The sequence below is a fragment of the Shimia gijangensis genome (assembly GCF_900142085.1).
Lineage (GTDB): Bacteria > Pseudomonadota > Alphaproteobacteria > Rhodobacterales > Rhodobacteraceae > Shimia > Shimia gijangensis.
In genome coordinates this window covers 37,707-63,404 of record NZ_FQZQ01000003.1, presented here as the reverse complement: position 1 = coordinate 63,404, position 25,698 = coordinate 37,707, and the positions used below count along the sequence as shown (strand labels likewise).

The 25,698-nt window shown below is 55.4% G+C and carries 30 protein-coding genes; 21 read left to right on the top strand and 9 right to left on the bottom strand.

The features are described 5' to 3' along the window. Positions 1 to 55 precede the first annotated feature (55 nt). Positions 56 to 1,354 (bottom strand): helix-turn-helix transcriptional regulator, encoded by a 1,299-nt coding sequence (locus tag BUC32_RS03315; RefSeq protein WP_073249424.1) that lies wholly within the window; start codon positions 1,352 to 1,354, stop codon positions 56 to 58. Between the two features lie 216 nt (positions 1,355 to 1,570). Here BUC32_RS03315 and BUC32_RS03310 point away from each other — a divergent pair, with 216 nt between their 5' ends. From BUC32_RS03310 to BUC32_RS03285, 6 genes are all read left to right on the top strand, one after another. After that, on the top strand, positions 1,571 to 2,914 hold the full coding sequence (locus tag BUC32_RS03310) for an ABC transporter substrate-binding protein (RefSeq protein ID WP_073249422.1): 1,344 nt from the start codon (positions 1,571 to 1,573) through the stop codon (positions 2,912 to 2,914). 129 nt (positions 2,915 to 3,043) lie between these two features. Continuing rightward, positions 3,044 to 4,075, top strand: a complete 1,032-nt coding sequence (locus BUC32_RS03305) for a branched-chain amino acid ABC transporter permease (RefSeq protein ID WP_073249420.1) — start codon at positions 3,044 to 3,046, stop codon at positions 4,073 to 4,075. Between the two features lie 3 nt (positions 4,076 to 4,078). Further along, positions 4,079 to 5,266 (top strand): branched-chain amino acid ABC transporter permease, encoded by a 1,188-nt coding sequence (locus BUC32_RS03300; protein WP_073249418.1) that lies wholly within the window; start codon positions 4,079 to 4,081, stop codon positions 5,264 to 5,266. A 12-nt stretch (positions 5,267 to 5,278) separates the two neighbouring features. Beyond that, the gene (locus BUC32_RS03295; RefSeq protein ID WP_073249416.1) at positions 5,279 to 6,034 is read left to right on the top strand and encodes an ABC transporter ATP-binding protein; all 756 of its coding nucleotides are present in this window, start codon (positions 5,279 to 5,281) and stop codon (positions 6,032 to 6,034) included. 11 nt (positions 6,035 to 6,045) lie between these two features. Next, complete coding sequence (locus tag BUC32_RS03290; protein ID WP_073249414.1) at positions 6,046 to 6,801, top strand: ABC transporter ATP-binding protein; 756 nt, start codon at positions 6,046 to 6,048, stop codon at positions 6,799 to 6,801. A 135-nt stretch (positions 6,802 to 6,936) separates the two neighbouring features. After that, a complete protein-coding gene (locus BUC32_RS03285) occupies positions 6,937 to 7,845 on the top strand; it encodes a DMT family transporter (RefSeq protein ID WP_073249412.1) in 909 nt (302 codons plus the stop codon). Here BUC32_RS03285 and BUC32_RS03280 read toward each other — a convergent pair. Next, the gene (locus tag BUC32_RS03280; protein ID WP_073249410.1) at positions 7,802 to 8,476 is read right to left on the bottom strand and encodes a thiamine diphosphokinase; all 675 of its coding nucleotides are present in this window, start codon (positions 8,474 to 8,476) and stop codon (positions 7,802 to 7,804) included. The two genes, BUC32_RS03285 and BUC32_RS03280, sit on opposite strands and share 44 nt — an antisense overlap. Positions 8,477 to 8,622: 146 nt before the next feature. Here BUC32_RS03280 and BUC32_RS03275 point away from each other — a divergent pair, with 146 nt between their 5' ends. Beyond that, positions 8,623 to 10,884, top strand: coding sequence for a hypothetical protein (locus BUC32_RS03275; RefSeq protein WP_139280619.1), 2,262 nt, complete (start codon positions 8,623 to 8,625; stop codon positions 10,882 to 10,884). 93 nt (positions 10,885 to 10,977) lie between these two features. Here the strand turns inward: BUC32_RS03275 and BUC32_RS03270 are convergent, their stop codons facing one another. The 3 genes from BUC32_RS03270 to BUC32_RS03260 are packed head-to-tail and all read right to left on the bottom strand — an operon-like array spanning position 10,978 to position 12,915. After that, positions 10,978 to 11,316, bottom strand: coding sequence for an NAD-dependent epimerase/dehydratase family protein (locus BUC32_RS03270; protein WP_175556888.1), 339 nt, complete (start codon positions 11,314 to 11,316; stop codon positions 10,978 to 10,980). A 55-nt stretch (positions 11,317 to 11,371) separates the two neighbouring features. Further along, positions 11,372 to 11,608: a DUF2842 domain-containing protein gene (locus tag BUC32_RS03265; protein WP_073249404.1), complete on the bottom strand. Its 237-nt coding sequence runs from the start codon at positions 11,606 to 11,608 to the stop codon at positions 11,372 to 11,374. 11 nt (positions 11,609 to 11,619) lie between these two features. Then, positions 11,620 to 12,915, bottom strand: a complete 1,296-nt coding sequence (locus tag BUC32_RS03260; RefSeq protein WP_073249402.1) for an adenylosuccinate synthase — start codon at positions 12,913 to 12,915, stop codon at positions 11,620 to 11,622. Between the two features lie 133 nt (positions 12,916 to 13,048). Here BUC32_RS03260 and BUC32_RS03255 point away from each other — a divergent pair, with 133 nt between their 5' ends. Then, positions 13,049 to 13,444 (top strand): DUF6524 family protein, encoded by a 396-nt coding sequence (locus tag BUC32_RS03255; RefSeq protein ID WP_073249400.1) that lies wholly within the window; start codon positions 13,049 to 13,051, stop codon positions 13,442 to 13,444. Positions 13,445 to 13,530: 86 nt separating this feature from the next. Here the strand turns inward: BUC32_RS03255 and BUC32_RS03250 are convergent, their stop codons facing one another. Genes BUC32_RS03250 through nthA form a run of 3 tightly spaced genes read right to left on the bottom strand, consistent with a single transcriptional unit; the run spans position 13,531 to position 15,130 of the window. Then, entirely contained in the window at positions 13,531 to 13,845 is a 315-nt protein-coding gene (locus tag BUC32_RS03250) for a nitrile hydratase accessory protein (RefSeq protein ID WP_073249398.1), read from the bottom strand. After that, positions 13,842 to 14,513: a nitrile hydratase subunit beta gene (nthB, locus tag BUC32_RS03245; RefSeq protein ID WP_073249396.1), complete on the bottom strand. Its 672-nt coding sequence runs from the start codon at positions 14,511 to 14,513 to the stop codon at positions 13,842 to 13,844. The genes BUC32_RS03250 and nthB overlap by 4 nt, the downstream gene beginning before the upstream one ends. Beyond that, positions 14,510 to 15,130, bottom strand: coding sequence for a nitrile hydratase subunit alpha (gene nthA / locus BUC32_RS03240; RefSeq protein ID WP_073249394.1), 621 nt, complete (start codon positions 15,128 to 15,130; stop codon positions 14,510 to 14,512). Before nthA ends, nthB begins: the two co-directional genes overlap by 4 nt. A gap of 236 nt (positions 15,131 to 15,366) precedes the next feature. Here nthA and BUC32_RS03235 point away from each other — a divergent pair, with 236 nt between their 5' ends. The 13 genes from BUC32_RS03235 (at position 15,367) to BUC32_RS03175 (ending at position 25,156) form a co-directional block, all read left to right on the top strand. Then, a complete protein-coding gene (locus tag BUC32_RS03235) occupies positions 15,367 to 15,756 on the top strand; it encodes a hypothetical protein (RefSeq protein WP_073249392.1) in 390 nt (129 codons plus the stop codon). Positions 15,757 to 15,961: 205 nt separating this feature from the next. Further along, positions 15,962 to 16,312 carry a preprotein translocase subunit SecG gene (gene secG, locus BUC32_RS03230; RefSeq protein WP_073249390.1) on the top strand — a complete coding sequence of 117 codons (351 nt, stop codon included), beginning with the start codon at positions 15,962 to 15,964 and terminating at the stop codon, positions 16,310 to 16,312. A 185-nt stretch (positions 16,313 to 16,497) separates the two neighbouring features. Next, entirely contained in the window at positions 16,498 to 18,141 is a 1,644-nt protein-coding gene (locus tag BUC32_RS03225) for a CTP synthase (protein WP_073249387.1), read from the top strand. Between the two features lie 43 nt (positions 18,142 to 18,184). Beyond that, on the top strand, positions 18,185 to 18,847 hold the full coding sequence (locus BUC32_RS03220) for a hypothetical protein (protein ID WP_073249385.1): 663 nt from the start codon (positions 18,185 to 18,187) through the stop codon (positions 18,845 to 18,847). A gap of 82 nt (positions 18,848 to 18,929) precedes the next feature. Beyond that, positions 18,930 to 19,625: a hypothetical protein gene (locus tag BUC32_RS03215; protein ID WP_073249383.1), complete on the top strand. Its 696-nt coding sequence runs from the start codon at positions 18,930 to 18,932 to the stop codon at positions 19,623 to 19,625. Between the two features lie 35 nt (positions 19,626 to 19,660). Next, complete coding sequence (locus tag BUC32_RS03210) at positions 19,661 to 19,954, top strand: DUF1330 domain-containing protein (RefSeq protein WP_073249833.1); 294 nt, start codon at positions 19,661 to 19,663, stop codon at positions 19,952 to 19,954. After that, positions 19,954 to 20,370, top strand: coding sequence for a tellurite resistance TerB family protein (locus BUC32_RS03205; RefSeq protein ID WP_073249381.1), 417 nt, complete (start codon positions 19,954 to 19,956; stop codon positions 20,368 to 20,370). Before BUC32_RS03210 ends, BUC32_RS03205 begins: the two co-directional genes overlap by 1 nt. Positions 20,371 to 20,503: 133 nt before the next feature. Further along, positions 20,504 to 20,941 carry a tellurite resistance TerB family protein gene (locus BUC32_RS03200; RefSeq protein WP_073249378.1) on the top strand — a complete coding sequence of 146 codons (438 nt, stop codon included), beginning with the start codon at positions 20,504 to 20,506 and terminating at the stop codon, positions 20,939 to 20,941. Continuing rightward, positions 20,938 to 21,672, top strand: coding sequence for a phosphate/phosphite/phosphonate ABC transporter substrate-binding protein (locus BUC32_RS03195; protein ID WP_073249376.1), 735 nt, complete (start codon positions 20,938 to 20,940; stop codon positions 21,670 to 21,672). The genes BUC32_RS03200 and BUC32_RS03195 overlap by 4 nt, the downstream gene beginning before the upstream one ends. A gap of 129 nt (positions 21,673 to 21,801) precedes the next feature. Beyond that, positions 21,802 to 22,578, top strand: coding sequence for an ABC transporter ATP-binding protein (locus BUC32_RS03190; RefSeq protein ID WP_073249374.1), 777 nt, complete (start codon positions 21,802 to 21,804; stop codon positions 22,576 to 22,578). Positions 22,579 to 22,612: 34 nt separating this feature from the next. Then, the gene (locus BUC32_RS03185; RefSeq protein WP_073249372.1) at positions 22,613 to 23,323 is read left to right on the top strand and encodes a transporter substrate-binding domain-containing protein; all 711 of its coding nucleotides are present in this window, start codon (positions 22,613 to 22,615) and stop codon (positions 23,321 to 23,323) included. Between the two features lie 145 nt (positions 23,324 to 23,468). Continuing rightward, positions 23,469 to 24,353, top strand: coding sequence for an ABC transporter permease (locus BUC32_RS03180; protein WP_073249370.1), 885 nt, complete (start codon positions 23,469 to 23,471; stop codon positions 24,351 to 24,353). Beyond that, positions 24,350 to 25,156 carry an ABC transporter permease gene (locus tag BUC32_RS03175; protein WP_073249368.1) on the top strand — a complete coding sequence of 269 codons (807 nt, stop codon included), beginning with the start codon at positions 24,350 to 24,352 and terminating at the stop codon, positions 25,154 to 25,156. The genes BUC32_RS03180 and BUC32_RS03175 overlap by 4 nt, the downstream gene beginning before the upstream one ends. Positions 25,157 to 25,182: 26 nt before the next feature. Here the strand turns inward: BUC32_RS03175 and BUC32_RS03170 are convergent, their stop codons facing one another. Further along, positions 25,183 to 25,602 (bottom strand): hypothetical protein, encoded by a 420-nt coding sequence (locus BUC32_RS03170; RefSeq protein ID WP_073249366.1) that lies wholly within the window; start codon positions 25,600 to 25,602, stop codon positions 25,183 to 25,185. Between the last annotated feature and the right edge of the window lie 96 nt (positions 25,603 to 25,698).

Sequence of the window (25,698 nt, the reverse complement as noted above, 5' to 3'; positions counted from 1 at the left end):
ATCACGCGACATATCGCGTTTTGGCGATCTTATCCGCCTGTCCACAGAATCCAAGTTAAATCCCATCCACCAGGATCGAAGGTTCGCGACGTCCGTGGCAATCCGTGCTGGGACAGACACGACAGGTTGACCCTACTTCCTGCGCACCCTGCACGGCAATATCGCTGGGAACCACAAGCATATAGGCCCGGTAAAGGGGGTCTTCATTGAACTGTAGCAGGCCAATGGCCTCGGCAATTGCGTAGCAGGTGAATTGTTTGGACTCGCGACCAGTGGCGGTGACGACCCGACGTATGGGGCGCATCGGGCGGGTTAATGACTGAAACAGAGGCCACTTTGGACAGGCCGCACTGAAACGTGGCAACGGAAATCCTTCAATCGGTTTGCGCAACATCAGTGTTCCCGAACTGTCACACATCACAATGCCCACAGGTTCCGGCAACAAATCATCCGACAGAACGGCGATACGGCGAAACACCACTGCGACAGACACACGGAAACGCTGGGCAAGCATCGCGGGATCCAAACCAACCTCTTCAAGCGCCTTGGCAACTTCTGGACGCGGCATTTTGCGTGCATCCGAGCGCAGCTGCTTGAGGGTGACTGTTGCGGCTGCGCGGGCTTCCTGAGTGGTTAGTTGTGGCTGAGCCGCAGCGAAGGCATCTATATCCTCACCATCTTCCTCAAGATGCGGAAACCGATAGTCATGTGCTGCGAGCATCATTTCGACCTCTTCCATCGGAGAGGTCAGTGCCGCACCTGCGTCTCCGGCTCCGTCGAGGTATTCGACCAACCGCTGGGAACTTTCCGCCAAACGCTGACTGTCTTCGTTGATGTTGCGATGGAAACGGTTGCGCCATTCTGGTTCAATTTCTTTGGTGTCGGCCAAAATTCCGGCGGTCGAGCGAATGGCCGTGACCATGGTCAGCATCTCGTGCATTGAGGTCGCCAGATGCGGGTCATGTGTCAGGCGATCCGTCAAAGTGGCCGCTGTACGTTCAAGTGTCCCGATCCGACGGTGCCCGTCAGCAATCAGTTCCGCCCATCCGGGAAATCGCCCTGCAAACTCATCCACTCGGTCCAGCTCAGGCTGAACCGCAACCGAGTCCGCTGCGGCCTCTCGCAGGGTGGAGATCAAAGCCGCTTCAGCGCCTTCGCTTAACAACGAAGGCTCAACCCCAAGCACTGTGGCGATGTTGACCAACAGTTTTCCGCCGATTCTGCGGCGGTTATGTTCGATCAAATTGAGGTAGGAAGCCGATATCCCTACCTGCCGGGCAAGATCAGCCTGCCGGAAACCCGCCATTGCGCGTCGTTCCCGGATACGGCTGCCAGTCAAAGTGTCCCGCGACATTAGATTTCCTTGTGTTTTTCAATGGCTTTCCGCGATGCAGAATAATTTCTTTACAAAGTATACCACCGTATTGTGGATTACTTTACAAAAAAATTGTTGCGTTGAAAGCAGTTGTTGCGAAGTTTTCCATCCCTCCGCGATAATGAATTTGCACATTTGTGCCTTTTGACGCGTGGATGAGGAGCCCGCGTCATTTACACCAAACGGGAGGATTACATGTCCAAAACCAATATGACACGTCGTGGCGTGCTTAAGACTGGCGCAGTTGCAGGCGCCGGCGTTGCACTGCCGACCATCTTTACCGCGTCATCTGCCGCAGCTTACACCAATGAACCCACTGGCGGTTCGGTGACACTGGGCTTCAACGTTCCGCAAACTGGTCCTTATGCTGACGAAGGCATGGACGAGCTGCGCGCACAGGAGCTGGCTGTAGAGCACCTGAACGGCGGTGGCGACGGCGGCATGATGAACACATTCTCGTCCAAAGCTCTTAAGGGTAACGGTATCCTGGGCAAAAAGGTCGAGTTCGTCACTGGCGACACGCAAACCAAATCAGACGCTGCACGTGCATCGGCCAAGTCGATGATTGAAAAAGACGGCGCGATCATGATCAACGGTGGCTCATCCTCGGGTGTTGCGATTGCTGTTCAGGGTCTCTGCCAGGATGCTGGCGTGATCTTCATGGCGGGTCTGACCCACTCGAACGACACAACTGGTAAAGATAAGAAAGCCAACGGCTTCCGTCACTTCTTTAACGGTTACATGTCGGGTGCCGCTCTGGCACCAGTGTTGGCAAGCGCATACGGCAAAGACCGTAACGCGTACCACCTGACCGCTGACTACACATGGGGCTGGACACAGCAGGAATCGATCGCAGCTGCGACCGAAGCCATGGGCTGGAACACAGTTAATAATGTTCTGACACCACTGGCGTCGACTGACTTCTCGTCGTACATCGCGCCTGTTCTGAACTCGGGTGCAGACGTTCTGGTTCTGAACCACTACGGCGGTAACATGGTGAACTCGCTGACCAACGCGATTCAGTTTGGCCTGCGTGACAAAGTTGTTAACGGTAAGAACTTTGAAATCGTTGTTCCACTTTATTCGGAACTGATGGCCGCTGGTGCGGGCGAAAACGTGCAAGGCGTTATCGGCTCGATGAATTGGAACTGGCAGCTGCAGGATGAAGGTTCTAAAGCCTTCGTTAAATCCTTCGGTGAAAAGTACGGTCGTCCACCCTCAAACTCTGCACACACCTGCTATGTTCAGACAATGCTTTATGCTGACGCATGTGAGCGTGCTGGCACATTCAACCCGTGTGGTGTTGCCGAAGCTCTGGAAGGCTTTGAGTTCGACGGTATGGGCAACGGCCCGACACTTTACCGCGCAGATGACCATCAGTGCTTCAAAGACGTGCTGGTCATGAAGGGTAAAGACAACCCATCGAACGAGTATGACACCCTGGAAATCCTCGAAGTGACCCCACGTGCTCAGGTTGAGTACGCACCGGATCACCCGATGTTTGCAGGTGGTGACCTGGGCAGCTGTAACGCTGGCTAATCGGCACTAAAATCTTCGGCCGCACGCGCGTTCGTGTGCGGCCGGTTTCTTCTTTCCCGGACAAGTGACCCCGATAAGGCGCGAAACTGACCGTGGAAAGCTTCCATATGGACACTAGAGGTGGGGACCATGGACGCAATTATCCTGCAGATCCTGAATGGCCTTGATAAAGGCTCGGCCTATGCGCTGATCGCGCTGGGACTGACACTTATTTTCGGCACGCTGGGAGTGGTGAACTTCGCCCACGGCGCGCTGTTTATGATCGGCGCATTCTGCGCTGTAACACTTAGCAAACTGTTGAACCTAAGCTTTGAGACCATCGATCCAACGCAGACCGACTTTTTGGGCAATCCGCTAAAAGTCAAAACGCCTTATGTTATCGAATGGTTCGGCATGGACACTGGGTCAGCGATCATTGACTGGGCCGTGCCGCTGGCCATCCTGTTTTCGATCCCGATCATGATTTGCGTCGGTTTCATCATGGAACGCGGCCTGATCAAGCACTTCTACAAGCGCGAGCACGCCGATCAGATCCTTGTGACCTTTGGTCTGGCCATCGTTCTGCAGGAAGTCATCAAATACTTCTACGGTGCAAACCCGATCCCCACCCCTGCGCCGGATGTCTTCAAAGGCTCGTTTGATTTTGGCACGATGCTGGGCTTTGATCCTAACGTGATCATCTACCCCTACTGGCGTCTGGTTTACTTCTTCTTCTCTGCCGTTGTGATTGGTGGCGTATTTGCATTCCTGCAATTCACCACTTTTGGCATGGTCGTTCGAGCCGGCATGGCCGACCGCGAAACCGTTGGCCTTCTGGGCATCAACATCGACAAGCGTTTCACCATCATGTTTGGTGTTGCGGCAGCTGTCGCAGGGCTTGCCGGAGTTATGTATGCTCCGATCAACTCGCCCAATTACCACATGGGTATGGACTTCTTGGTGTTGTCCTTTGTTGTGGTGGTTGTTGGCGGTATGGGCTCGCTTCCGGGGGCTGTTCTTGCTGGATTCCTTTTGGGTATCCTTGAGAGCTTTGCTTCCATGAACGAGATCAAATCGCTGATCCCAGGTATCGACCAAATCATCATTTACGTCGTCGCAATCATCATCCTTCTGACCCGTCCGCGCGGTCTGATGGGTCGCAAAGGCGTGATGGAGGAATAAGCCATGCTCGGATTAAACAAAAAAGATATGACTCTCTTGATCGTGGTGACAATTCTAACATTGTCGGCCCCGTTCATCCTAAACCCATTCCCGACGGACAGTGCCATGGCGCAGTTCAACGCCGGTTATCCGGATTTGATGCAGCGTTTCGCAATCTTTGGTATCTTCGCGATTGGGTTTAACCTCTTGTTTGGCCTCACAGGCTACCTGTCGTTTGGTCACGCCGCCTTTTTGGGTGTCGGGTCTTACTCGGTCGTCTGGATGTACAAGCTGCTGGATTACAATGTAATCTGGGGCCTGCCGCTGGCAATCGTCACCTCGGGTATCTTTGCCCTGTTGATCGGCTTTGTCAGCATGCGCAGATCGGGCATTTATTTCTCGATCCTGACGCTGGCGTTTGCTCAGATGTCGTTCAACTTGGCCTATTCGGTGCTGACACCAATCACCAACGGTGAAACAGGTCTTCAGGTTTACAACAACGACCCTCAGGTCCTGATGGGGGCCAACGAAGCCTCTAGCCCGCACTTGTTTGGTCTCGTGATGAACAGCTCAGCCAAAGTTGGCGTGGGTGCTTGGGAGTTCACCTTTAACAATGGCTATTACTTCTGTGGTGTCATTGCGATCCTGGTGTTTTATCTCTCGATCCGCATCTTCCGCTCTCCTTTTGGTATGATGCTGCGCGCGATTAAGTCGAACCAGACGCGGATGGCCTATACAGGCCTGAACCCACGCCCCTACACGCTGGCCGCTTTTGTCATCTCTGGCATGTATGCAGGTCTTGCCGGTGGTCTTTTGGCCTCGATGGACCCTCTTGCAGGTGCTGAGCGCATGCAGTGGACCGCATCAGGCGAAGTTGTTCTGATGACCATCCTTGGTGGTGCAGGTACGCTCATGGGTCCAGTTTTGGGCGCGGGCTTTATCAAGTACTTTGAGAACATCTTCTCTAAGATCAACGATACGGTTCTGCACAACTGGTTTGCTTTCCTGCCAGACGGGCTTGAGGACTTCGTCGTCTTCCTGATCCACCCGTTCATCGGCAAAGGCTGGCATCTCACACTGGGCATCCTGTTCATGTTGGTTGTGACCTTCCTTCCTGGCGGTCTTGTTGAAGGTGGGCAACGTATTGCCGCCATGATCAAGCGCACAAAGGAAGACGAAGACACACCCGCTAAAACTGAACCTGCAGAGTAAGGAAACCAAACAATGGGTATTCTTGAAGTCAAAGACGTTGGCAAACGGTTCGGTGGTCTACAGGCCTTGGGCGACGTCAACCTGAGTGTGGCGGAAAACACCGTACACGCCATCATCGGCCCAAACGGTGCCGGTAAATCCACCCTGCTCAACGTTCTCGTGGGCAAATTGATCCCGGACACCGGCAGCGTCATGTTTGACGGACAATCGGTTCTTGGACGCAAACCCTACGAGATCAACCAGATGGGCATTTCACGTGTATTCCAGACGCCAGAGATCTTTATCGATCTGTCGGTTTTGGAAAACATGATGATCCCCTGTTTCGCAAAACGCGACGGGTCTTTCCGGATGCATGCGATTGAAAACATGCATGATGAAAAGGACATCGTGGAAAAAGCCGAGAGCATGTTGGAAGACATGAACATGGCTGACAAACGCGAAATGCATGCTGGCTCTATGTCACGCGGTGACAAACGTCGCCTCGAGATTGGCATGTGTCTGGCGCAGGAACCACGCCTGCTGTTGCTGGACGAACCCACCGCCGGTATGGCGCGGGCGGACACCAACAACACCATTGATCTGCTCAAACAGATCAAGGACGAGCGTGACATCACCATCGCCATCATTGAGCATGACATGCATGTGGTGTTCTCTCTGGCAGAGCGGATCACCGTTCTGGCGCAGGGCACACCGCTGGTGGAAGACACACCTGAAAACATCAAAGGCCATCCCAAAGTGCGCGAAGCGTACCTTGGCGAGAGCGCATAAGGAGAGATCAGATGAATGTGAAACCCGACTTCTCCAAAGGCCACAGCCACGCGGAAACCTCTCCGGCTTATCTTTCGGTCTGGAACATGGAATCCTACTACGGCGAAAGTTACATCGTGCAGAACATCTCGTTCAACGTGCACGAAGGTGAGATTCTCGCGCTGTTGGGACGTAACGGCGCAGGAAAAACATCCACCTTGCGTTCTATCGCACGCATGGACAGTCCTCAGGTCACTCATGGTGAAATTTGGCTTGATCACAAGCCATTACACACGATGAAAAGCCACGAAGCTTCTGCTGAAGGCATTGGTCTGGTCCCGGAAGATCGCTGCATCATTCCCGGTCTGACCGTGGAAGAAAACCTGCAACTGGCGCAAATCGCCCCGCCCATTGGCTGGTCTTTGCAACGTTTGTATGAACTTTTCCCGCGTCTGGGCGAACGCCGCAAACAAGAAGGCGTGACTTTGTCAGGCGGTGAACAGCAGATGCTGGCCATCGCGCGTGCCTTGGCGCGCGACATCAAGGTACTGTTGCTGGATGAGCCTTACGAGGGTCTTGCCCCAGTGATCGTCGACGAGATCGAAAAGACTCTGCGGATCATTAAGGAACAAGGCATCACCACCATCATCGTGGAACAGAATGCTGTACGCGCTCTGGAACTCGCAGACCGTGCGGTGATCCTTGATACAGGTGGCATCGTGTTTGATGGCTCGGCCTCCGAAGTTCTGGCAAACGAAGAGCTGCGGTCAGAATATCTGGCGATCTGAGCTTTCCACTATTTGAGACTTGCAACTTCTCAGTCCATCGGGCCGGTCGCAACACCGGCCCGATTTCTTTTGTATCGGAACCACAAGCTCGTTTCATGCATTTACAGTGTTAAGCATTCCGGCCTAGCGTGACCCATGCCTCAGGATCGTCCCCTTCTCGGCATCATGTTGATGCTCGGCTTTTGCGTGCTTGCCCCGCTGGGCGACGCTGTGGCCAAAGTTCTGGGTCAGACTGTCCCGCTGGGCCAGCTTTTGTTTGTGCGCTTTGGTGTTCAGGCGCTGATCCTGGTGCCCTTCATTCTGGCCACAGGACGGCCCTGGCGGATGCAAGGTCGATTGCTGCGGCTAACAATCCTGCGCACTGTCCTGCATATCATCGGCATTGCGGCTATGTTTTCGGCCCTGCGGTTTCTGCCGCTGGCCGATGCAGTTGCAATTGCTTTTGTAATGCCCTTCATCATGCTGCTTTTGGGACGGCTTGTTCTTCACGAAGAGGTCGGCATGCGCCGGGTCGCGGCTTGTGGCGTGGGCTTTCTGGGCACATTGCTGGTGATCCAGCCCAGCTTTGCTGAAGTCGGGCTGCCTGCGTTGTTGCCACTGGTGGTGGCTGTGGTGTTTTCGCTGTTTATGCTGATCACCCGCCAGATCGCCAAAGAGACCGATCCCATCAGTTTGCAAGCCGTCAGCGGCACTATGGCCACGGTTGCACTGATCCCGTTGTTTGTCATTGGCCACCCAATGGGCTGGGGTGAGCTGCAACTCATTGCCACCGGGCCACAAACCTCTGCCCTGCTCTTGTTTATTGGTGTTCTGGGAACACTGGCGCACCTGCTGATGACCTGGTCTTTGCGCTATGCGCCGTCGGCGACACTCGCCCCCATGCAATATCTGGAAATTCCGATAGCCACCTTCATTGGCTGGCTGATGTTTTCAGATTTGCCAAACGGTCTTGCGGCGGTTGGGATTTGCATCACCATTGCCTCGGGCCTTTACATCGTTCTCAGAGAGCGGGCCATGAGCCGGATTGCGCCTCAAGTGCCCTAACCACAGTATCCAGACAGTCGCGCGGCAGGATCACCAACATGCCCGGCTGTTGCCATCTCAAAGTCACCTCTCCGGTCGCCATGTTCGATGTTCCGATTTTGCCATCCGGGCAAAACTCTAACCCCTCAATAGGCCAACGCAGTCCATCCGAACGCCCGGTTACAGCGGCTAACGGGAACAATGACACGCGGGTTCCGGGGGCAAGCGGTAAAGTCAGCTCGGGCGGGGCCACAAAGACAAGGTCACTCTCTCCAACCAGCAGACACCGGCGATCCGCGTGCATGAGCATTGCATGATAACACGCCAGTTCATGGTCCACCCGTCCCCCGGTAAAGCCAACACCCAAAACCAAAGGTGCCGAAATATTGCGTAGTGCTTTGTCAAAGTCTGTGCTGTCCTGCTCGGTAACAGGATGGATGCGATCCTGTGGAATTTGACGCAAAATCTCTGCACTAATCGAGTCCATATCGCCAATAACTGCGTCCGGGGTTATTCCATTCTTAATGGAGTTTAACGCCCCCCCATCTGCCGCCACGACACGCGTCGCATGTTTCAGGCAAGCGTCAAGGTCCCTATTGTTGAGGGAAGCCCCCCCAATCAGGACTATTGGTTCTAATTCGTGAACAATCACCGCATTTTACCCCGTTTACTCAAGCATAGAGGAAATTCGCCACATTCCAGCCACAAAATGATACGCTCACTTCCACAGAATCGGTCAGCTTTCGTCTTGTCTCATGTGGTAAACACTAGGTCGAGCAGTGCAAAGGACCTGGAATAATGGTTACGAATAATGAAGTTTTAACAGTCTCCTACGGGACGTTCTCCTGCACGTTGGAAGGATTCGACGACTCCTTTGATACAATGAAGGCCATCGCGGAGTATTTCCGGGATCTGGCCGCAGACGATCGCTACTTCGGCGCCGAGCCGCCGACACCGGATGCAGAAATGCTGGCCCGGATTGCCGAGCGTGAGATTGAACGTCGGGTACAGGCCCGAACAGAACATGGTGCCATCGTTCTAAGTACCGGCGCCATGGCAACCCAGCCCACAATCTCACAGGACGCCGCAGAAGCTCCGGGCGACGTTGATGAAAGTGCAGCAGATCCCCTGCCCCAGGATACCGCATCACTCACAGACGAAGCTGTTGTTGAATCAGCCGCCGACATGAACGCAGACATCGAAGAGTCCCAAGCCGGTGACGAGATGGTTTTGGAAGCGGAACCCGTTGTGGATGCGGCGGATATCCTCGATGAAGTTGAACCAGAATTTGTTGACGTTACCGACGCTGTGCTTGACGCAGTCACGGCCCCCGACTTTGACGACAGCGTCCCTGCCGCCTCTGACATAGAAGACAGTGTCGTGGCTGAAGCCGTGATCGAAGAAATGGCCACCACCGTTGAAGACGACGTCACCGAAGTTGAAGCCGAAACTCCGGAAGTTGACGACGTCGAAGAAACGATCGCTGAGCCTTCTGAAGACAGCGATGTGCTGGCCGCGATGATGTCACGGGTTGAGAATGATCAGGACGTGGCGGAAGACATCACCGAAATTGACCTGGCTGAACTTGAAGCGGATCGCGAAGACACTCTGATTTCAGAAATTGTCGAAGCTGAAACAATCGGCGAAACAACCATCATCAATCTGGCTGATGCCGAAGAGCTTTCGACCGATGAAGACCAGGATTCGGTGGAAACCGCTGAGGAGATTTTCGAAGACGAGGCGCCTGAAGCTCCGGCTGTGGACGAAAACAGCATCGCTGCCAAGTTGCAACGCATCCGAGCAGTGGTGTCAAAATCAGCAGATCAGCCTGAAGAAGAAGATTTCATCGAAGACGAGCACGCCGACAATATGATCGACGAGCCAGCCGCTGAGGCTCCATCCGTGTTGACACTGGATGGACAAATGGCGGCTGCGGCAATGGCCGAGGATGCACGTGCAGCCCAGGACGATGAAGAGGACGATGCAGGCGACATCGACACGGTTGGCGATCACAGCCAACCTGTGCGGGCCCGGGTTATTCGGATGAAGAAATCTGATTTCGAAGCTGCAGTCGACACCGGCCTTCTTGAGGCCGTTGCAGTCGATGATGACGAAGACGATGACGAATTTGATGCAGATCCGGAAAGCAGCCTTTCAGCCGAAGAAGAAGCCGAATTGCTTGCCGAGTTGGCTCAGGTCGAAGCCGAGCTGAACGACGCGGATGAAGCTGCCGACGACGAGCCGGTTGAAGCGATTGGCGCAGACTTTAGCGATGAGTTCGAAGCCGAGCGCCCAACACGTGGACAGCATTTGACAGAGGTGTCGACCAAAACCGATGCGGACATGTCGCGCCTGATGAATGAGGCCCAGAACCAGCTGAACGAACCGGGTGGTTCCCGTCGTCGCCAAGCCATAGCGCACCTTCGCGCAGCGGTTGCCGCGACCAAAGCCGAAAAAAGCGCAGGTGTACCAGACAAGGTCGACGATGCGGCAGAAGCCTACCGCGACGATCTGGCCAGTGTTGTACGCCCCGTGCCCTCTACGGCAGGCGCTGCTCCTGAACATCAGTCGAAACAAGAGCGCCCACGCGATCCTTCGCCATTGAAACTGGTTGCAGAACAACGTGTTGATGCTCCCGTTGAAACTCCAAAAGAAGCTTCGGCTCCTGCAGAAGAAGCCCCGCGCGTTCCTGTTCGCCCGCGCAGGGTTTCAGCTGTGGACACCGTTGATCGGAACAAGTTCGTAGATCAAACCGCTTTGGGGAGCATTGAAGCCGGCGACTTTAATGAGTTTGCTGAAAGCGTTGGCGCCCACCAGCTGCACGAAATACTGGAAGCAGCGGCAGCTTATCTGACCTTTGTCGAAGGCCATGACGTTTTCTCACGCCCTATGGTTATGCGCATGGTTTTGGGTTTGGAAGAAGCCGAGTTCACCCGCGAAGACAGCCTGCGTGGATTTGGTCAATTGTTGCGTGAAAACAAGATCGAAAAAGTTTCGGGCGGGCGCTTTACGGCCTCGGAAGAGATCGGATTTAGACCCGAGGATCGCGCCGCAGGGTAACAGGGTAAGGTTATCCATAATGATTTACGAAGGGGCCGCATCACGCGGCCCTTTTTTGTGCGGTCACAAAGACGGTTTGGTCACCATCGGGCCTCACACCCGCTGCACTGATCTGAACCACACGGGTCGCCTGTTCTTGCAGCGCGTCAACCAGACTCTCGACCGCCTGACATGAATGACGTCCAGTGAGATCCGCGCGCCATCCTGCAAGGCTCTGTCTGCATTCACCACGACTTCTGCATCCTTCAGAAGGTCTTTCCATTCGGCCGGGCTCAGGCGCCCAAGGCCAACCTTTCTCCAGAAGTGTGGGGTTCCGGCCGGGCGCGAGCGGCTGACACCGATCACATCATGGCCAGCCTTGGCAAGCGTATCCAAACAGGCCTTGCCAATAAATCCGGATCCACCAGGAACAACGGCTTTGGGCGCGGTCACCACAGGTCTCCTAAAAACAAAAAAGGCGCGTCCCGTCAGGCGCGCCTTTTGATACTCACTTCAGGTCGTGCTGGTCCGGATTGTCCGGATCTGGCTGCCCGATGCCTTTGAAAAGCCCCTTGAACGGTAACACCCAGATGATCCCTAAGCCGACGTAGATTGCCAGTTCAAGCAAGAATCCGGGCCGATCAAACACACTCACCAGCGTGACAGCGGCAACAATGTAGATCGGCAACCCCACCAATAGAACGATCAACGCCCAACGGCGTTTTGCTTTGTAAGACAGGGCCATAGGCTGCTTCCTTAATCTGCAAACGGGTCGGTAACGAGGATGGTGTCTTCACGTTCCGGCGAAGTCGAAACCAAGGCAACCGGACAATCGATCAGCTCTTCTACGCGGCGCACATATTTGATCGCATTGGCCGGAAGGTCCGCCCAGCTGCGCGCGCCTTCTGTGGATTCACTCCAACCGGGGATTTCTTCGTAGATCGGTGTGCAACGGGTCTGTTGATCAGCCGCAAATGGCAAATAGTCGAGACGTTCGCCGTCAAGTTCATAGCCCACACAGATCTTCAGGGTTTCAAACCCGTCCAGTACGTCGAGTTTGGTTAAAGCAATACCGCTCACCCCCGAGGTCGCACAGGTCTGACGCAGCAAGGCCGCATCGAACCAGCCACAACGACGTTTGCGCCCGGTGGTGGTGCCAAATTCATGGCCCCGTTCTCCAAGACGTTGTCCATCAGCATCTTCCAGCTCGGTTGGGAACGGTCCCTCACCAACACGGGTTGTATAGGCTTTGACGATCCCCAGAACGAAATCAATTGAGTTTGGACCGATACCAACCCCGGTTGCCGCCTGCCCTGCAATCACATTGGATGAAGTCACAAACGGATACGTACCAAAGTCGATATCCAACAGAGCGCCTTGTGCGCCTTCGAACAGGATACGTTTGCCGGATTTGCGCTTTTCGTTGAGAACTTTCCAAACAGGTGCCGCAAAGGGAAGAATCTCTTTGGCGATGTCTTTGAGCTGCGCCACCAAACCATCACGGTCGACGGCTTCGATACCCAGCCCTTTGCGCAGCGGATCGTGGTGCTGCAATGCGCGGTCGACACGGGCCTCCAGCGTGGCTTTATCGGCCAGATCAGCGACACGGATCGCACGGCGTCCCACTTTGTCCTCATAGCACGGGCCAATGCCGCGACCGGTGGTGCCGATCTTGGTGCCCTTGCTGGCGGCCTCTTCTCGGGCGCGATCCAGTTCTCCGTGAATTGGCAAAATGAGCGGCGTATTCTCTGCAATCATCAGAGTTTCTGGCGAAATATCAACACCTTGCTCGCGCACAGTTTTGATTTCATTCATCAGGTGCCAAGGGTCCAGAACCACGCCATTGCCGATCACGGATAGTTTGCCACCACGCACAACGCCAGAAGGTAGCGCATGCAATTTGTAGACCTTGCCGTCGATCACCAATGTGTGGCCCGCGTTATGGCCGCCCTGAAAGCGCGCGATCACATCGGCGCGCTCACTTAGCCAGTCAACAATTTTACCTTTGCCTTCATCACCCCATTGGGCGCCAACGACGACGACATTTGCCATAACGGTTCCTTTCACAGGTCAAACCCGCGTCCTTTTAGCCATCAATGCCACGGCGCGAAACCGTAAATTCGCCGCAGCACTGGACAGAGGCCTAAAATTCTCGCAAACCAGAGGAAAAGAGCACGATGGACACATGGGATTGTTGCTGCGCTGGGTGTTTGCATTTCTATTGCTGACCCTCACATACAACCCGACCCGGTGGAACTATTTCCGCTGGAGTATGGACAATTATGTCGAGGAGCGACCACTGGCAGTGCTTCTCGGGCTTTTGCTTTTGATTGGCTACATAATCTATTTGCGTGCCACGGTTCGCTCAATCGGGGGCTTTGGCATGTTCTTGGTTTTGTCCGTGGTCGCGGCCTTAGTCTGGGTGCTTTACGATTGGAACATGCTGAGTTTGGAGAATCAGGACATCAACACCTGGATCGCAATTTTGGCACTTTCTATCGTGCTGGGAATCGGGCTTGGCTGGTCGATTGTGCGCCGTATGCTGTCGGGCCAGGTTGACATGGACAATGTCGACGGCTGACGGGTTTAACCATTTTGTACAAAATTTTTGGGCGCAATATCCGTTTTGTACAAACGGACGTTAACCTTTTCGCCATCAAATAACCCTCAAGCGGGCAATTTGACCGGGTGTCCATGTGGCGTCGAAAGATAGGCCTGTTCCCACGCAGAGCGCATATCTTCAACCGCAGCACCCGAGGCCATTTTATTGTCCTGCAACACCCGCTCCAGAGTGGCTAGCCAGGCGTTGAAATAGTCATCCCCGCCGTTCAGATCACCGGACAACCGATGGTCAGCCAGCGTAACTCCAAAATCGACAGTCCAATCCGGCCAGGTGAACACACCCTTTTCATGCAGGTGCACGGTCAGAGCAAAAAGCTGGGCGTGCCAAGGGGCTTCAAATATTGGGGTGGGTTTGCTCATGCGGGCTCCAGATAGCTTTGCCAGAGGTCCAGAATCACTTCGTCCTGTACCGATGCTTCGTCGCCCCAAAGGTCGCGCGCGGAAAATGCGACCGCATACAAGGGTTCCGGAGATTCCCCCTGACCATGGGCGTTGGCATCGGGAAGAACATGCGCGCCGTGGCGCAGAACCACCTGCCCCGGCATGCCTGCCGCATAAGATGGCAAGCGGGTGTGGCCGCCCGTGACCATGACATTGCGTGCAGGTCTGCGCGTGCGCACAGTATCACCCGGTCTGAAAGCCGCGGGCTCGGCATCGGTGCGTTGATAGGGGCTTCCTTTGGCCAGCACACCGGCGACGGCGTCGGCCTTCAGGGCGCGGCTCGCCAGATCGGAAACACCAGTCGCATGGCCCGTACTCAATTCCTCTGGCGTAACGACTCCTTGATGAACCAGCATATCCGCCATCGCGGCCAGCCATTTCTCGTAATAGGTGAACCGGCTGTAATCTTTGGGGCTGAGCGCTTCGCGGGCGTGGCGAGACACATCAATGTTCCATTGCCCCAAAGCGCCTGCCGCAAGCGTCAGCGCCATGGCACGGGCATGCCAGTCTTGGGCAAAGGTCGCACTATCTGATGGATCAACTGCGCCATCGCCATAGCGCCCGCCCATGTCGTGCACCCGGCTCATGCTTTTAGGCCCTTGGCCAGCGCCGTGCCGATCATCGAATCGCGACTGACCAAAGCTTCCAATTCGGTTTCGCTCAGGCCGTCAGTGCCGGAGGGACGTTCAGGCACCACCAGATAGCGGATTTCAGCTGTTGAATCCCAGACACGTACTTTTTTGTCTTCGGGCAGATCAACGCCAAATTCGGCCAGCACCTTGCGCGGCTCACGGACCACCCGCGACCGGTACGCGTCAGATTTATACCAGCCCGGCGGGATGCCCAGCAAAGGCCATGGGTAACAGCTGCACAAGGTGCAGACGACGACATTGTGCACTTCGGGGGTATTCTCAACAATCACCATGTGCTCGCCCTGACGACCGTAAAATCCCATGTCGTCCAGCAAAGGCATTGGATCATCCAGCATGGCAGCGCGAAACTGCGGATCGCTCCACATCCTGGCAACAACCTTGGCACCGTTCTGGGGGCCAATCTTGTGTTCATAGGTGTCGATAATCTCGTCCAGTGCAGCCGGATCAATCAGGCCTTTTTCGGTGAGAATAGTTTCAAGCGCTTTGACCCGCAGGGCGGGATCAGGTGGCAAAAGAGCGTGCGGGTGGTCGGGATCATGATCATGGGGCATGCACGCGAGTTTGCCAGATAGAGGCAAGCGCTGTCCAGCCGGGATGAATAGGTTTGAGATCAATCATGATCAAAAACTTTCGAGTTTCAAATTCAAGGCCTATGCCGACAGACCGTCAACCGGACCGGGATTCAGGTCTTTCACACCGCCCACGACCACCAAGACTAAAAGTCCCCCACGCCGCGACGGAAACGCGCAAGACAATCGTTTGACTGGGACAACCGATCGGAGCCGTCATGCGAAACCACTTAATCTTGTTGACCACCACATTGTTTTGCCTGAATGCGACATCATCGGCCTCTGAAACTCTTGGCAAAACCGGGAACTCGAGCTGGGAGAGCCTCAATCAAAGGTATGGAGCCAACCAAAGCGATCAAAAACAAATGGATCGTCTGGGGATCACCAATGCTGATTTTTCCAAATGCAAGTCAGGCGACGGCGCGCGCCGTCCTCAACAAGGTCAGCCACAAGCCTCCATGCAAGGTGCCCCAAGCGATGGACCTGTGGCGAAACCAAGCGGACAGCGCAACGGTGACAAGCTGTACAAATGCTTAAAGCGGGCCAACCCATACCTGTCGCGCGGCACGTTCGAAGCCGTTATGAAATCCATGCGAAGCCAATTCTGATTCAGGATTGAGGCAAATCAGCACGCGCAAAAAACCTCTGATGGTGCAAAAAGCCGCTGGGCTGATTGTCCCATGACATAACAAACGCAACGGCATTTGACACTTACAGTCCTTCTTGGCGATCTATGCGCAATACTGCCTTGCCCCGCGCGTCAAAACTGCCTACATAGCGCGCTGAACCAACCGCTCGCTTTTACAGGTCCTCATGGAAAACGTTGTTCTTATCGTCCACCTTCTTCTTGCACTGTCGCTGATTGGCGTGGTGCTGCTGCAACGTTCTGAAGGGGGCGGCCTGGGCATGGGCGGCGGCGGCGGAGGGGCTATTTCCGGCCGCTCTGCAGCGACTGCTCTGGGCAAGCTGACCTGGATTTTGGCGATTGCGTTCATCTGTACGTCGATTGCCCTGACGATTATTTCGGCGCGCAATTCGGCCGGCAGTTCGGTTCTGGATCGTCTGGGCGATGCCCCGGCACAGGAAACCACTGAAGAACCCGCATCTGATTTGCTGCCACCTTCCAGTGACACATCAACTCCGTTGGTTCCAACCGCCGACTGATCCCAATTGGGGCCTTTGGCCCCGACCACCAAACCTTGACGTTTTAAACTGGTTCGCAACAGCATCTTGCGTTTCGGTTGCCAAGGGGGTGCGAATCCTGATAAACTTAAATCCCGTGATGCTGCGTCAGATTCTCTTGGCGTGGGCGCTTGCAATGTTCTGAATTCACGGGGGTCGCCAATCTTATGGCACGGTATATTTTCATCACTGGTGGTGTTGTGTCTTCGCTGGGCAAAGGCCTTGCTTCTGCGGCATTGGGCGCTCTTTTGCAGGCCCGTGGCTATACGGTGCGCCTGCGAAAACTGGATCCCTATCTGAACGTCGATCCGGGCACGATGTCGCCGTTTGAACATGGTGAAGTGTTTGTCACGGATGATGGTGCCGAAACCGATCTGGACCTTGGCCACTATGAACGGTTCACAGGCGTGCCTGCACGTATGACGGACTCGGTGTCATCAGGGCGGATTTATTCCAACGTTTTGGAAAAAGAACGTCGTGGCGATTATCTGGGCAAAACCATTCAGGTGGTCCCGCATGTGACCAATGAAATCAAAGACTTTATCGGCATTGGCGATGATGAAGTTGATTTCATGCTGTGTGAGATCGGCGGCACCGTGGGCGACATCGAAGGCCTGCCATTCTTTGAAGCCATCCGCCAGTTCAGCCACGACAAACCCCGCGGTCAGTGTATTTTCATGCACCTGACATTGCTGCCATACCTCGCCGCATCCGGTGAGTTGAAAACCAAGCCAACCCAGCATAGCGTCAAAGAATTGCAGTCCATCGGCATCGCACCGGATATTCTGGTCTGTCGTTCAGAACACCCCATCCCCGAAAAAGAACGCGCTAAGATTGCCCTGTTCTGTAACGTGCGCAAAGAGGCGGTTGTGGCGGCTTATGATCTGAAATCGATCTATGAAGCCCCGCTGGCCTATCACAATCAGGGACTGGATCAGGCGGTGCTGGATGCCTTCAACATCGCCCCAGCCCCGAAACCAGACCTGCGGGTCTGGGAAGACGTGGCCGACCGGATCAAAAACACCGATGGCGAAGTGAATGTGGCCATCGTTGGCAAATACACGCAACTTGAAGACGCCTATAAATCGATCAAAGAGGCGCTGACCCACGGTGGCATGCACAACCGGGTCAAGGTCAACGTGAAATGGGTCGACGCTGAGGTTTTTGATAACGATGACGCCGCCCCTTATCTGGAGGGCTATGACGCCATTCTGGTGCCCGGCGGATTTGGCGAACGCGGCACCGAAGGCAAGATCAAGGCGGCGCAATTTGCCCGCGAACGTGGCATTCCCTATCTTGGCATCTGTCTGGGCATGCAAATGGCCGTCATCGAAGCCGCGCGCAATGTCGCGGGAATCACCACTGCCGGATCCGAAGAATTTGACCATGAGGCTGGCGGCAAACGGTTTGAACCGGTGGTCTATCACCTGAAAGAATGGGTGCAGGGCAACGCCAAAGTGACACGTAAGCAAGACGACAACAAAGGCGGCACCATGCGCCTTGGGGCTTATGATGCTGTGCTGACTGATGGGTCAAAAGTGGCTGAGGTCTACGGTGCAACAGCCATCGAAGAGCGCCATCGCCATCGCTATGAGGTCGACACGACCTATCGCGAAAAACTGGAAAAATGCGGGTTGAACTTTTCGGGCATGTCTCCGGATGGACGCCTGCCGGAAATTGTTGAATGGAAAGATCACCCCTGGTTTATTGGGGTTCAGTTCCACCCCGAGCTGAAATCCAAACCGTTTGATCCGCACCCTCTGTTCAAAGACTTTGTGCGCGCGGCCAAAGACAATTCCCGCCTGGTCTGACCCCGGTTTTGAGTTTTGAGCAGGCTGCGTTACCCTCAACGGTATGCGCAGCCTGTTTGCTTTCTGTCTGACCGTTTCCACAGCCCTGCCCGTCTGGGCCTGTGAACGTCCGGTCTGTCTTGTCGAGGCGGACAGTCTTCATCTGGCCCGCCATGTCACTTTTGATGATTTGCCCAGCGGATTTGGTGTGGGGCGTCAAATCGAAGGCATCCTTGACCAAAACGGTGTGCGTTTTGGCGAACGTTTTTCCGGGCAATCGCTGACGGTACAGGGTGATTTCGACGGGGTTGAGGGCACCGCCAGCGCGCCGCTTACTTTGCTGCCCGGCGCCCCCGGTGAAACCCTTGGCATTTTGCGCCTGATGCGCACCTCGGTGCTGCAGGGCCACGGCCCCCGCGGATTTCCGCGCGCCGAAGCCGTCGGAGAAGGCGCGATTGCAGCCATCTTTGACTATGATCAAAGCGCGATTTCTCTGGACATCCGGGGCGGTGAACTGGGGGAGGCCACAGTGACCTTCCTTTCTCGGGATGGTCAGAAAATCGACACACACACGCTCGGGCCTTTGTCGGAAACCAGCCACGGGTTTCTGCGACAGCACAGGAAAAGCGATATCGCAGGCATCCTGATCACCAACACGGACCCCGAAGGCATCGCGCTGGACAACCTGCGGTTTGACCAAAGTGCCATTTTGGGATGGCTGCGCTGATCCGTCTTCATTTCGCCAAAAATACTCCCGCCGGAGGCTCCGCTGCTTTTCAACTGAGCAGGCTTTGAGTACCTTTCACGCCATGAGCCTGAGACTGCTCTTCCTGCTTGCCTTCACCACGCCTGTTTCGGCCGAAATCATTGCGGTGCCTTATAGCGATCTCCGGCTAGAACTTTCCAACACGCTCACGTTCGAAACCCTGCCCCAACGCCCGGAACCGGGGTTCAATCTGGATCATCCCCTGCGCAGCGCCGGAGCTTGGGTGGGTGAACATTTCGCGGGGCAATCCATGGCAGAGGTTGTGGCGACAAACGGCTCGCCTCATGACGCGTTAGGGCATGCATTTGGCCACCGGCCCCTGTCTGTTCAACCCGGCCTGCCCAACCGCAATCTTTCCATCGCGTTTCATCGTGGATTTGGGTCCAATGCGATTCTGCCGCTGGGCCCGGATGGGTTTGATAGGGTCTCGGGCCGTGGTGAAGGGGCGTTGGCGGTGGTTTTTGATACCGATCAGATGGCCGTCGGGTTTCGCGTCCACACCGATTATGCCGCCCCGCTGGGCAACATCCCATCATCGGGCGACGTAAGGGTGCATTTCTTTACCAGACAGGGCTATCCGATCGAAACAAAGGTCCTGACACCGGGTCGTGGGATATCGGAATTTGGGTTTCGTGTCACAGACGGTCCGATACTGGGTGGGATGGTCGTGACCAATACTGATCCGGGGGGGATTGCCATCGACGACATCCTCTTTCAAATTGACCTCATGCTGTTTTGAAAGACCAAAAAAACAATCGAGGGGGAAAAGAGACCATGGCTAAAGGATATTGGATCGGCAGTGTCGAAGTCGATGATATGGAAATCTACAAAAAGTACATTGAGGCCAATGCAGCGCCCTTTGCTGAATATGGCGCCAGGTTTCTGGTACGGGCCGGGCAATTCACCAACCCCGAAGGCACGGCGCGATCCCGCAATGTGGTGATCGAATTTCCCAGCTATGCAGCGGCATTGGAATGCTACGACAGCGCCTCGTATCAGGCGGCCAAAGCCATACGCACACCGGTTAGCGTGAACAATATGGTCATTGTTGAGGGGTACGATGGCTGATGTTTGAAAGTCTGATCAACCGCCTGCGCGGCACACAGGAAACCCCACCCCTGCCGGAACCGGACGAACATCTGGCGCTTGGTGCGCTGATGGTGCGGGTGGCGAAATCGGATCAGCATTATGATGCGCTTGAGATTGGCGAGATTGACAGGTTGCTGGCCGAGAGTTTTTCTCTGAACCCGATCGAGGCCGCCAAGATGCGTGCGACCTGTGAAAAGCTTGAGGCGCAGGCACCGGGCACCCCTGACTTTGCCCTGTTGATCCGTCAGACGGTGGATTATCCCCATCGTCTTGAGATGATCCGGGCCTTTTGCAGAGTGATCATGGCGGATGGTCGCCACCTGCCGGAAGAAGACGCCGCTTTGAGCGATATTCTGCGGATTTTTGGTATCCGTGACGAAGACAAACCGTTTTGAAGGCTGGCAAAAGAGGCATTGCGTCTCAGGGCGCCCCTGCAGTGCAAAGGCGCCATTTACCTCAGAGTGCTTTTAAGAGATGAAACCGCCACACTCTTGTGGTTTTCCCAAACAGGCATAGATCGGACGCAGAATGATTGCAGGATTTTTCAAACGACTGACCGAGGGCGCTTCCGGGGCTCTGGCCGATGATGACGCGCGGCTGGCCCTGACCGCCTTGTTGGTGCGCATCGCGCGGGCTGATGGAGATTACGATCAAGCCGAAGCCACGCAGATCGACAAAGTGAACCTGCAGCGCTATGGGCTTTCGCCGTTTGAGGCGGCAGCACTGCGCAAAGAAGCCGAGATTGTCGAACAGGACGCGCCAGACACGGTGCGCTTTACCCGGGTCATTAAGGATGCGGTGCCACATGACGACCGTATCGGTGTGATTGAGGCCCTGTGGCAAGTGGTCATGGCCGATGGTGTGCGCGAGGCCGAAGAAGACGCTGTGGTGCGACTGGCGGCCAATCTTTTGGGCATCAATGATCGCGACAGTGCTTTGGCGCGTCAGCGGGTCTCATCAAAATGATTGCCATGCTGGGCATGTATGATCGCCCGGAAACGGCTGCGGCCAATGATCGGCTGTGGCAGGCGATCCGGGGCAATCTGGGATTTGGACCGGTTGCTCTCACGCGTGACAGGGACTTCTTTGACATATGGCGCGCCCGCGATCTGGTGTTTGCCCAGACCTGCGGCATGCCGTTTCGGTTGGAATTGCACGCTCGGGTTCAATTGGTTGGCACACCTGACTATGGCCTGCCTGACTGTCCACCGGGATTTTACAACAGCGTGATCGTGGCACGACGGGACGCAGGAGATGTTACGCTGACCGAGCTGTGCGACGGAGTGTTTGCCTATAACGAACCAGTGTCGCAATCGGGTTGGGCAGCTCCAATGGTGCATATGCAGGCGCTTGGCCTCACTCCAAATCAAACGTTGCAAACCGGAGCGCACATTCTTTCGGCGCAGGCCGTCGCCACAGGAAAGGCCGATTTCGCCGCGCTGGACGCTCTGACATGGGCGCTGATCCAGCGCTATGACGCCTTTGCAGATGATTTGCAGGTGATTGCAAAAACCACACCAACCCCGACCCTGCCATTTATCACGGGGCCCGGTCAACGCGTGGACGTGATCCGCGCAGCGACAATCAAAGCCATTGCCAATCTGACGGATGCGGATCGATCCACGTTGTGTCTTTGGGGGCTTACAGAGATTCCCGCGTCGGACTATCTTGCAGTGCCAAATCCCCGAAAAACATAACAAACGGCGAATTAACCCGCCGAAATGGACGAATTCCCCTAGGGTCAACCGTTTTGCAAGTTGCAATCGCCCATTTTTTCGGCCCTAGTGTGACCCTGATAACGCAAACAAAAAACGTGATTGCTGCCCTTGTCTGACACAACACCTGTTCTAGAAATTCGCAACCTGCACAAAGCTTACGGCGACCTTGAGGTCATCAAAGGCGTGGATATCACCGCCCATCGCGGTGATGTTGTTTCGTTGATCGGCTCGTCCGGGTCCGGCAAATCGACAATATTGCGCTGTGCCAACCTTTTGGAGGACAGCCAGCAAGGCGAGATTCTGTTCAAGGGTGAGCCTGTGTCATGGAAGGGCCAAGGCCATGATCGTCACCCTGCGGACCCAAAGCAGGTGCTGCGCATTCGCACCAACCTGTCGATGGTGTTCCAACAGTTCAATCTGTGGTCGCATATGACCATTCTGCAAAATGTGATGGAGGCGCCGCTGACCGTTCTGGGACGTGATCGTGCAGAAGTGGAAGACGCCGCGCATGCCTACCTGAACAAGGTGGGTATTTCCGACAAGCACGACGTGTTTCCGGCGCAACTGTCTGGTGGTCAGCAACAGCGCGCCGCGATTGCGCGTGCCCTGTGCATGGAGCCCGAAGCCCTGCTGTTTGATGAGCCGACCTCGGCGTTGGATCCTGAACTGGAACAGGAAGTGATCCGCGTGATCAAATCGCTGGCAGAAGAAGGTCGCACCATGTTGATCGTGACCCATGATATGAAACTGGCCCATGATGTGAGCGACCACGTGGTCTTTCTGCATCAAGGCAAGATCGAAGAAGAAGGCGACCCGGCAACGTTGTTTGGATCGCCTAAAACCGAACGGCTGCAGGGGTTCCTGTCAGCCACTGCTGCACACTAAAGACTAAGAAATCAAACTACTGGGAGTGTAAAAAATGAAAAAACTAATCCTCAGCACTGCTGCGCTGGCGCTGGTCGCCGGGTTTGCATCTGCCGACGTGGTGCGTATGGGCACAGAAGGCGCCTATGCACCGTGGAACTTTGTCAACGACGCTGGCGAGATCGACGGCTTTGAGCGCGAATTGGGCGACGAGCTGTGCAAACGCGCCAACCTGACTTGTGAGTGGGTCAAGAACGACTGGGATTCGATCATACCGAACCTCGTGTCGGGCAACTATGACACCATCATCGCCGGCATGTCTGTGACCGCTGAGCGTGATGAAGTCATCGACTTTACCCAAGCCTACACCCCGCCGGACCCCTCGGCGTTTGCGGCACTGGACGCAGGTCTTGACGTCGAAGGCGGCGTGATCGCAGCCCAAGCGGCGACCATTCAGGCGGCTTTCATCGCTGAAAAAGGCTGGACCCTGATCGAATTCGCCACCCCGGAAGAAACCGTGGCGGCGGTCCGCAACGGCGAAGCCGACGCGGTTCTGGCTGACAAGAGCTTCCTCGACACAGTTGTCGGATCAGACGGTCTTGTTCTGCTTGAGCGCACCGAAATGATCGGTGGCGGCGTTGGCATGGGGGTCCGCGAGTCGGATCAAGAGCTGCGCGCAACGTTCGACGCGGCCATCCAGTCGATGAAGGATGACGGCACACTGAACACGCTGATCGCCAAGTGGGAAGTTTCTTCTCAGTGGTAATACGGCAGTAAACTGATCCCATCAGGGATGATCCGGGTTCGCAGGCCATAGCTTGCGGACCCGAATGGTACCCGGACCGGCCCAGCCACATTCTGAGGCCACATGAAAAACCGGGACCACACGACGGACAAGGACAGACCAGCAGATGTTTTCCTATTGTACGGATCCAGAAGCGCTTGAGGGGTTGGCGTGGCTTTCCTGCTACCTGACAACGGGCAAGCACATGGGCCTCTACATCTCGGTTGTGACCGTGCTTGTCCTTTTGGCGATCACCGCCCCCGTCGCGTTGGCATTTGGATTTGCGGGCGCTACGGCCGCGCGGTCCAAGTTTCTGCCGCTGCGCTGGCTTGGCAAAGGCTATACGTCGATCGTACGCGGCGTGCCGGACATCGCCTTTTTCATGTTTTTCGTCATTGCGCTGGACCAGGGCTTTGAGTGGCTGCGCCATCAGGTGAAGTGCCCCGACTGGCCTGATGCGATCCGCCAAGGCAATGATTTTGTCGTCTGCACCGCGGCCAAGCTGCCCCTGTCGGCCTCGCCGCAATGGTTGCATGAAACTTACGCGTTTTTCCTTGCGGTTCTGACTTTTGCCATCGTGTTTGGCGCCTTTGCCGCCAACGTGCTGTTTGGCGCCATGCGAGCCGTGCCGCGCCCGCAGCTGGAAACTGCAGAAGCCTATGGCATGACACGTCGCCAGACGTTCTGGCGCATCCTTGTGCCGCAGATGTGGGTCTATGCCCTGCCCGGCCTGTCGAACCTGTGGATGGTGCTGATCAAAGCCACGCCGCTGTTGTTCCTGTTGGGTGTCGAAGACATTGTTTACTGGGCGCGCGAGTTGGGCGGCACTAAGAATGCCCGCTTTACCGACTATCCGCATGGCGACTGGCGGATGTGGTACTTCTTTGCGCTGCTGGTGTTCTATCTCAGCTTTACCAAAGTCTCTGAGGTGGTTCTGGAGCGCATTATGAAACGTCTGACCCACGGGCAGGCCACATCTGGCGGTGAAGCCCAGCGGAGGGCAAACGCATGAGCTGCTGGGTGACGGTTCAGGACTATGCGCTGCGGTCCATAGGCATTGGCGAGCGTCTGTTGCCAAAGTCTGACTTTACCTTATGTCAGCAGTTCACGCTGATCGGGTCGGGCATGTTCTGGAACATCTATTTCGGGGTTCTGGCCCTGATGACCGGGTTCTTTTTTGCCACTGCATTGGCGGTCGGCAAGAACTCGAGCAGTGCCTGGGCGCGAAAGCCGTCGGAATGGTTCATCTTTATCTTCCGTGGCTCGCCACTGTTCATTCAGTTCTTCTTTGCCTACTTCGTCTTTCTGACACTAAAGCAATCCGTACCTCTGCTGGCGCCCTTTACCGCGGCGTGGCTGGGCGCGCTGGTGGTGTTGTTCTGTAATACTGCCGCCTATTCGGGTGAGATTTTCTACGGCGCGCTTTTGTCGATCCCTAAGGGCGACACCGAAGCGGCAGATGCTTACGGATTGTCTGGCTGGGCACGGTTCCGCCGAATCGTGTTCCCGACGATGATGCGGCTGGCTTGGCCTGCCTACACCAACGAAGCGATCTTTCTGTTTCACGCCACGACGCTGGTGTTTTTCTCGGGCTTTCCAGTGCTGCGCCAGCAGGGGGACGCGCTGTATTATGCCAGCTATTTCGCAGATAAAACGTTCAACCCGTTCATCCCCTACCCTATCCTGGCGTTCTACTTCATCATTCTAACCTTGATTGTTGTCGGCCTGTTCGGACTGGTGAACAATCGTCTGAACCGCCATTTGCCACAGGAACGCCGCACCAAAATGCGGTTCCGCCCCAACATCATCCGTTAGGGCGGAGGCAAGTGTTGTAAGAATGACTAGAACTTGAGCTCTTTTCGGGCGCGCTCTTCGGACACTTCTTCGAATTGCAGCTTACCGGCAAAGGTGGCCGCATTCAGATAGCAGCGGATATAAAGCGTTTGGCCCGCTTTTACGTCGATCGTGCCTTCGGTGTTGTTGGCTTCGGGGACTTTGAAAAAGTTTGGCCCGGCCGGAACAGGAACGGCATCAACGGACCCGCGCTTGAGATGCGCTACCGTTCTACCGTTTGCATCTTGAATCGTGAACCGCACACCACTGCCAGCAGTTGTTCCGCTACGGTAAAATACGACAACGCCCTGACCAGGTTTGGGTGCTGGAATTTTAACCTGAGCAAAAGCCGCTGCGGGCCCAAATAAGGCCGCAACCGCTGTGGCACCTGCATATGCCAATACGTCCCGTCTGTTGAATTTTGACATCCTAAACTCCTTTGCAAAATCATGAGGCACAATGTGTGTCACCTTAGCATTAGGACAAGTCACATGCTTGTGAATTTCTACCAAAAATTATTTTGA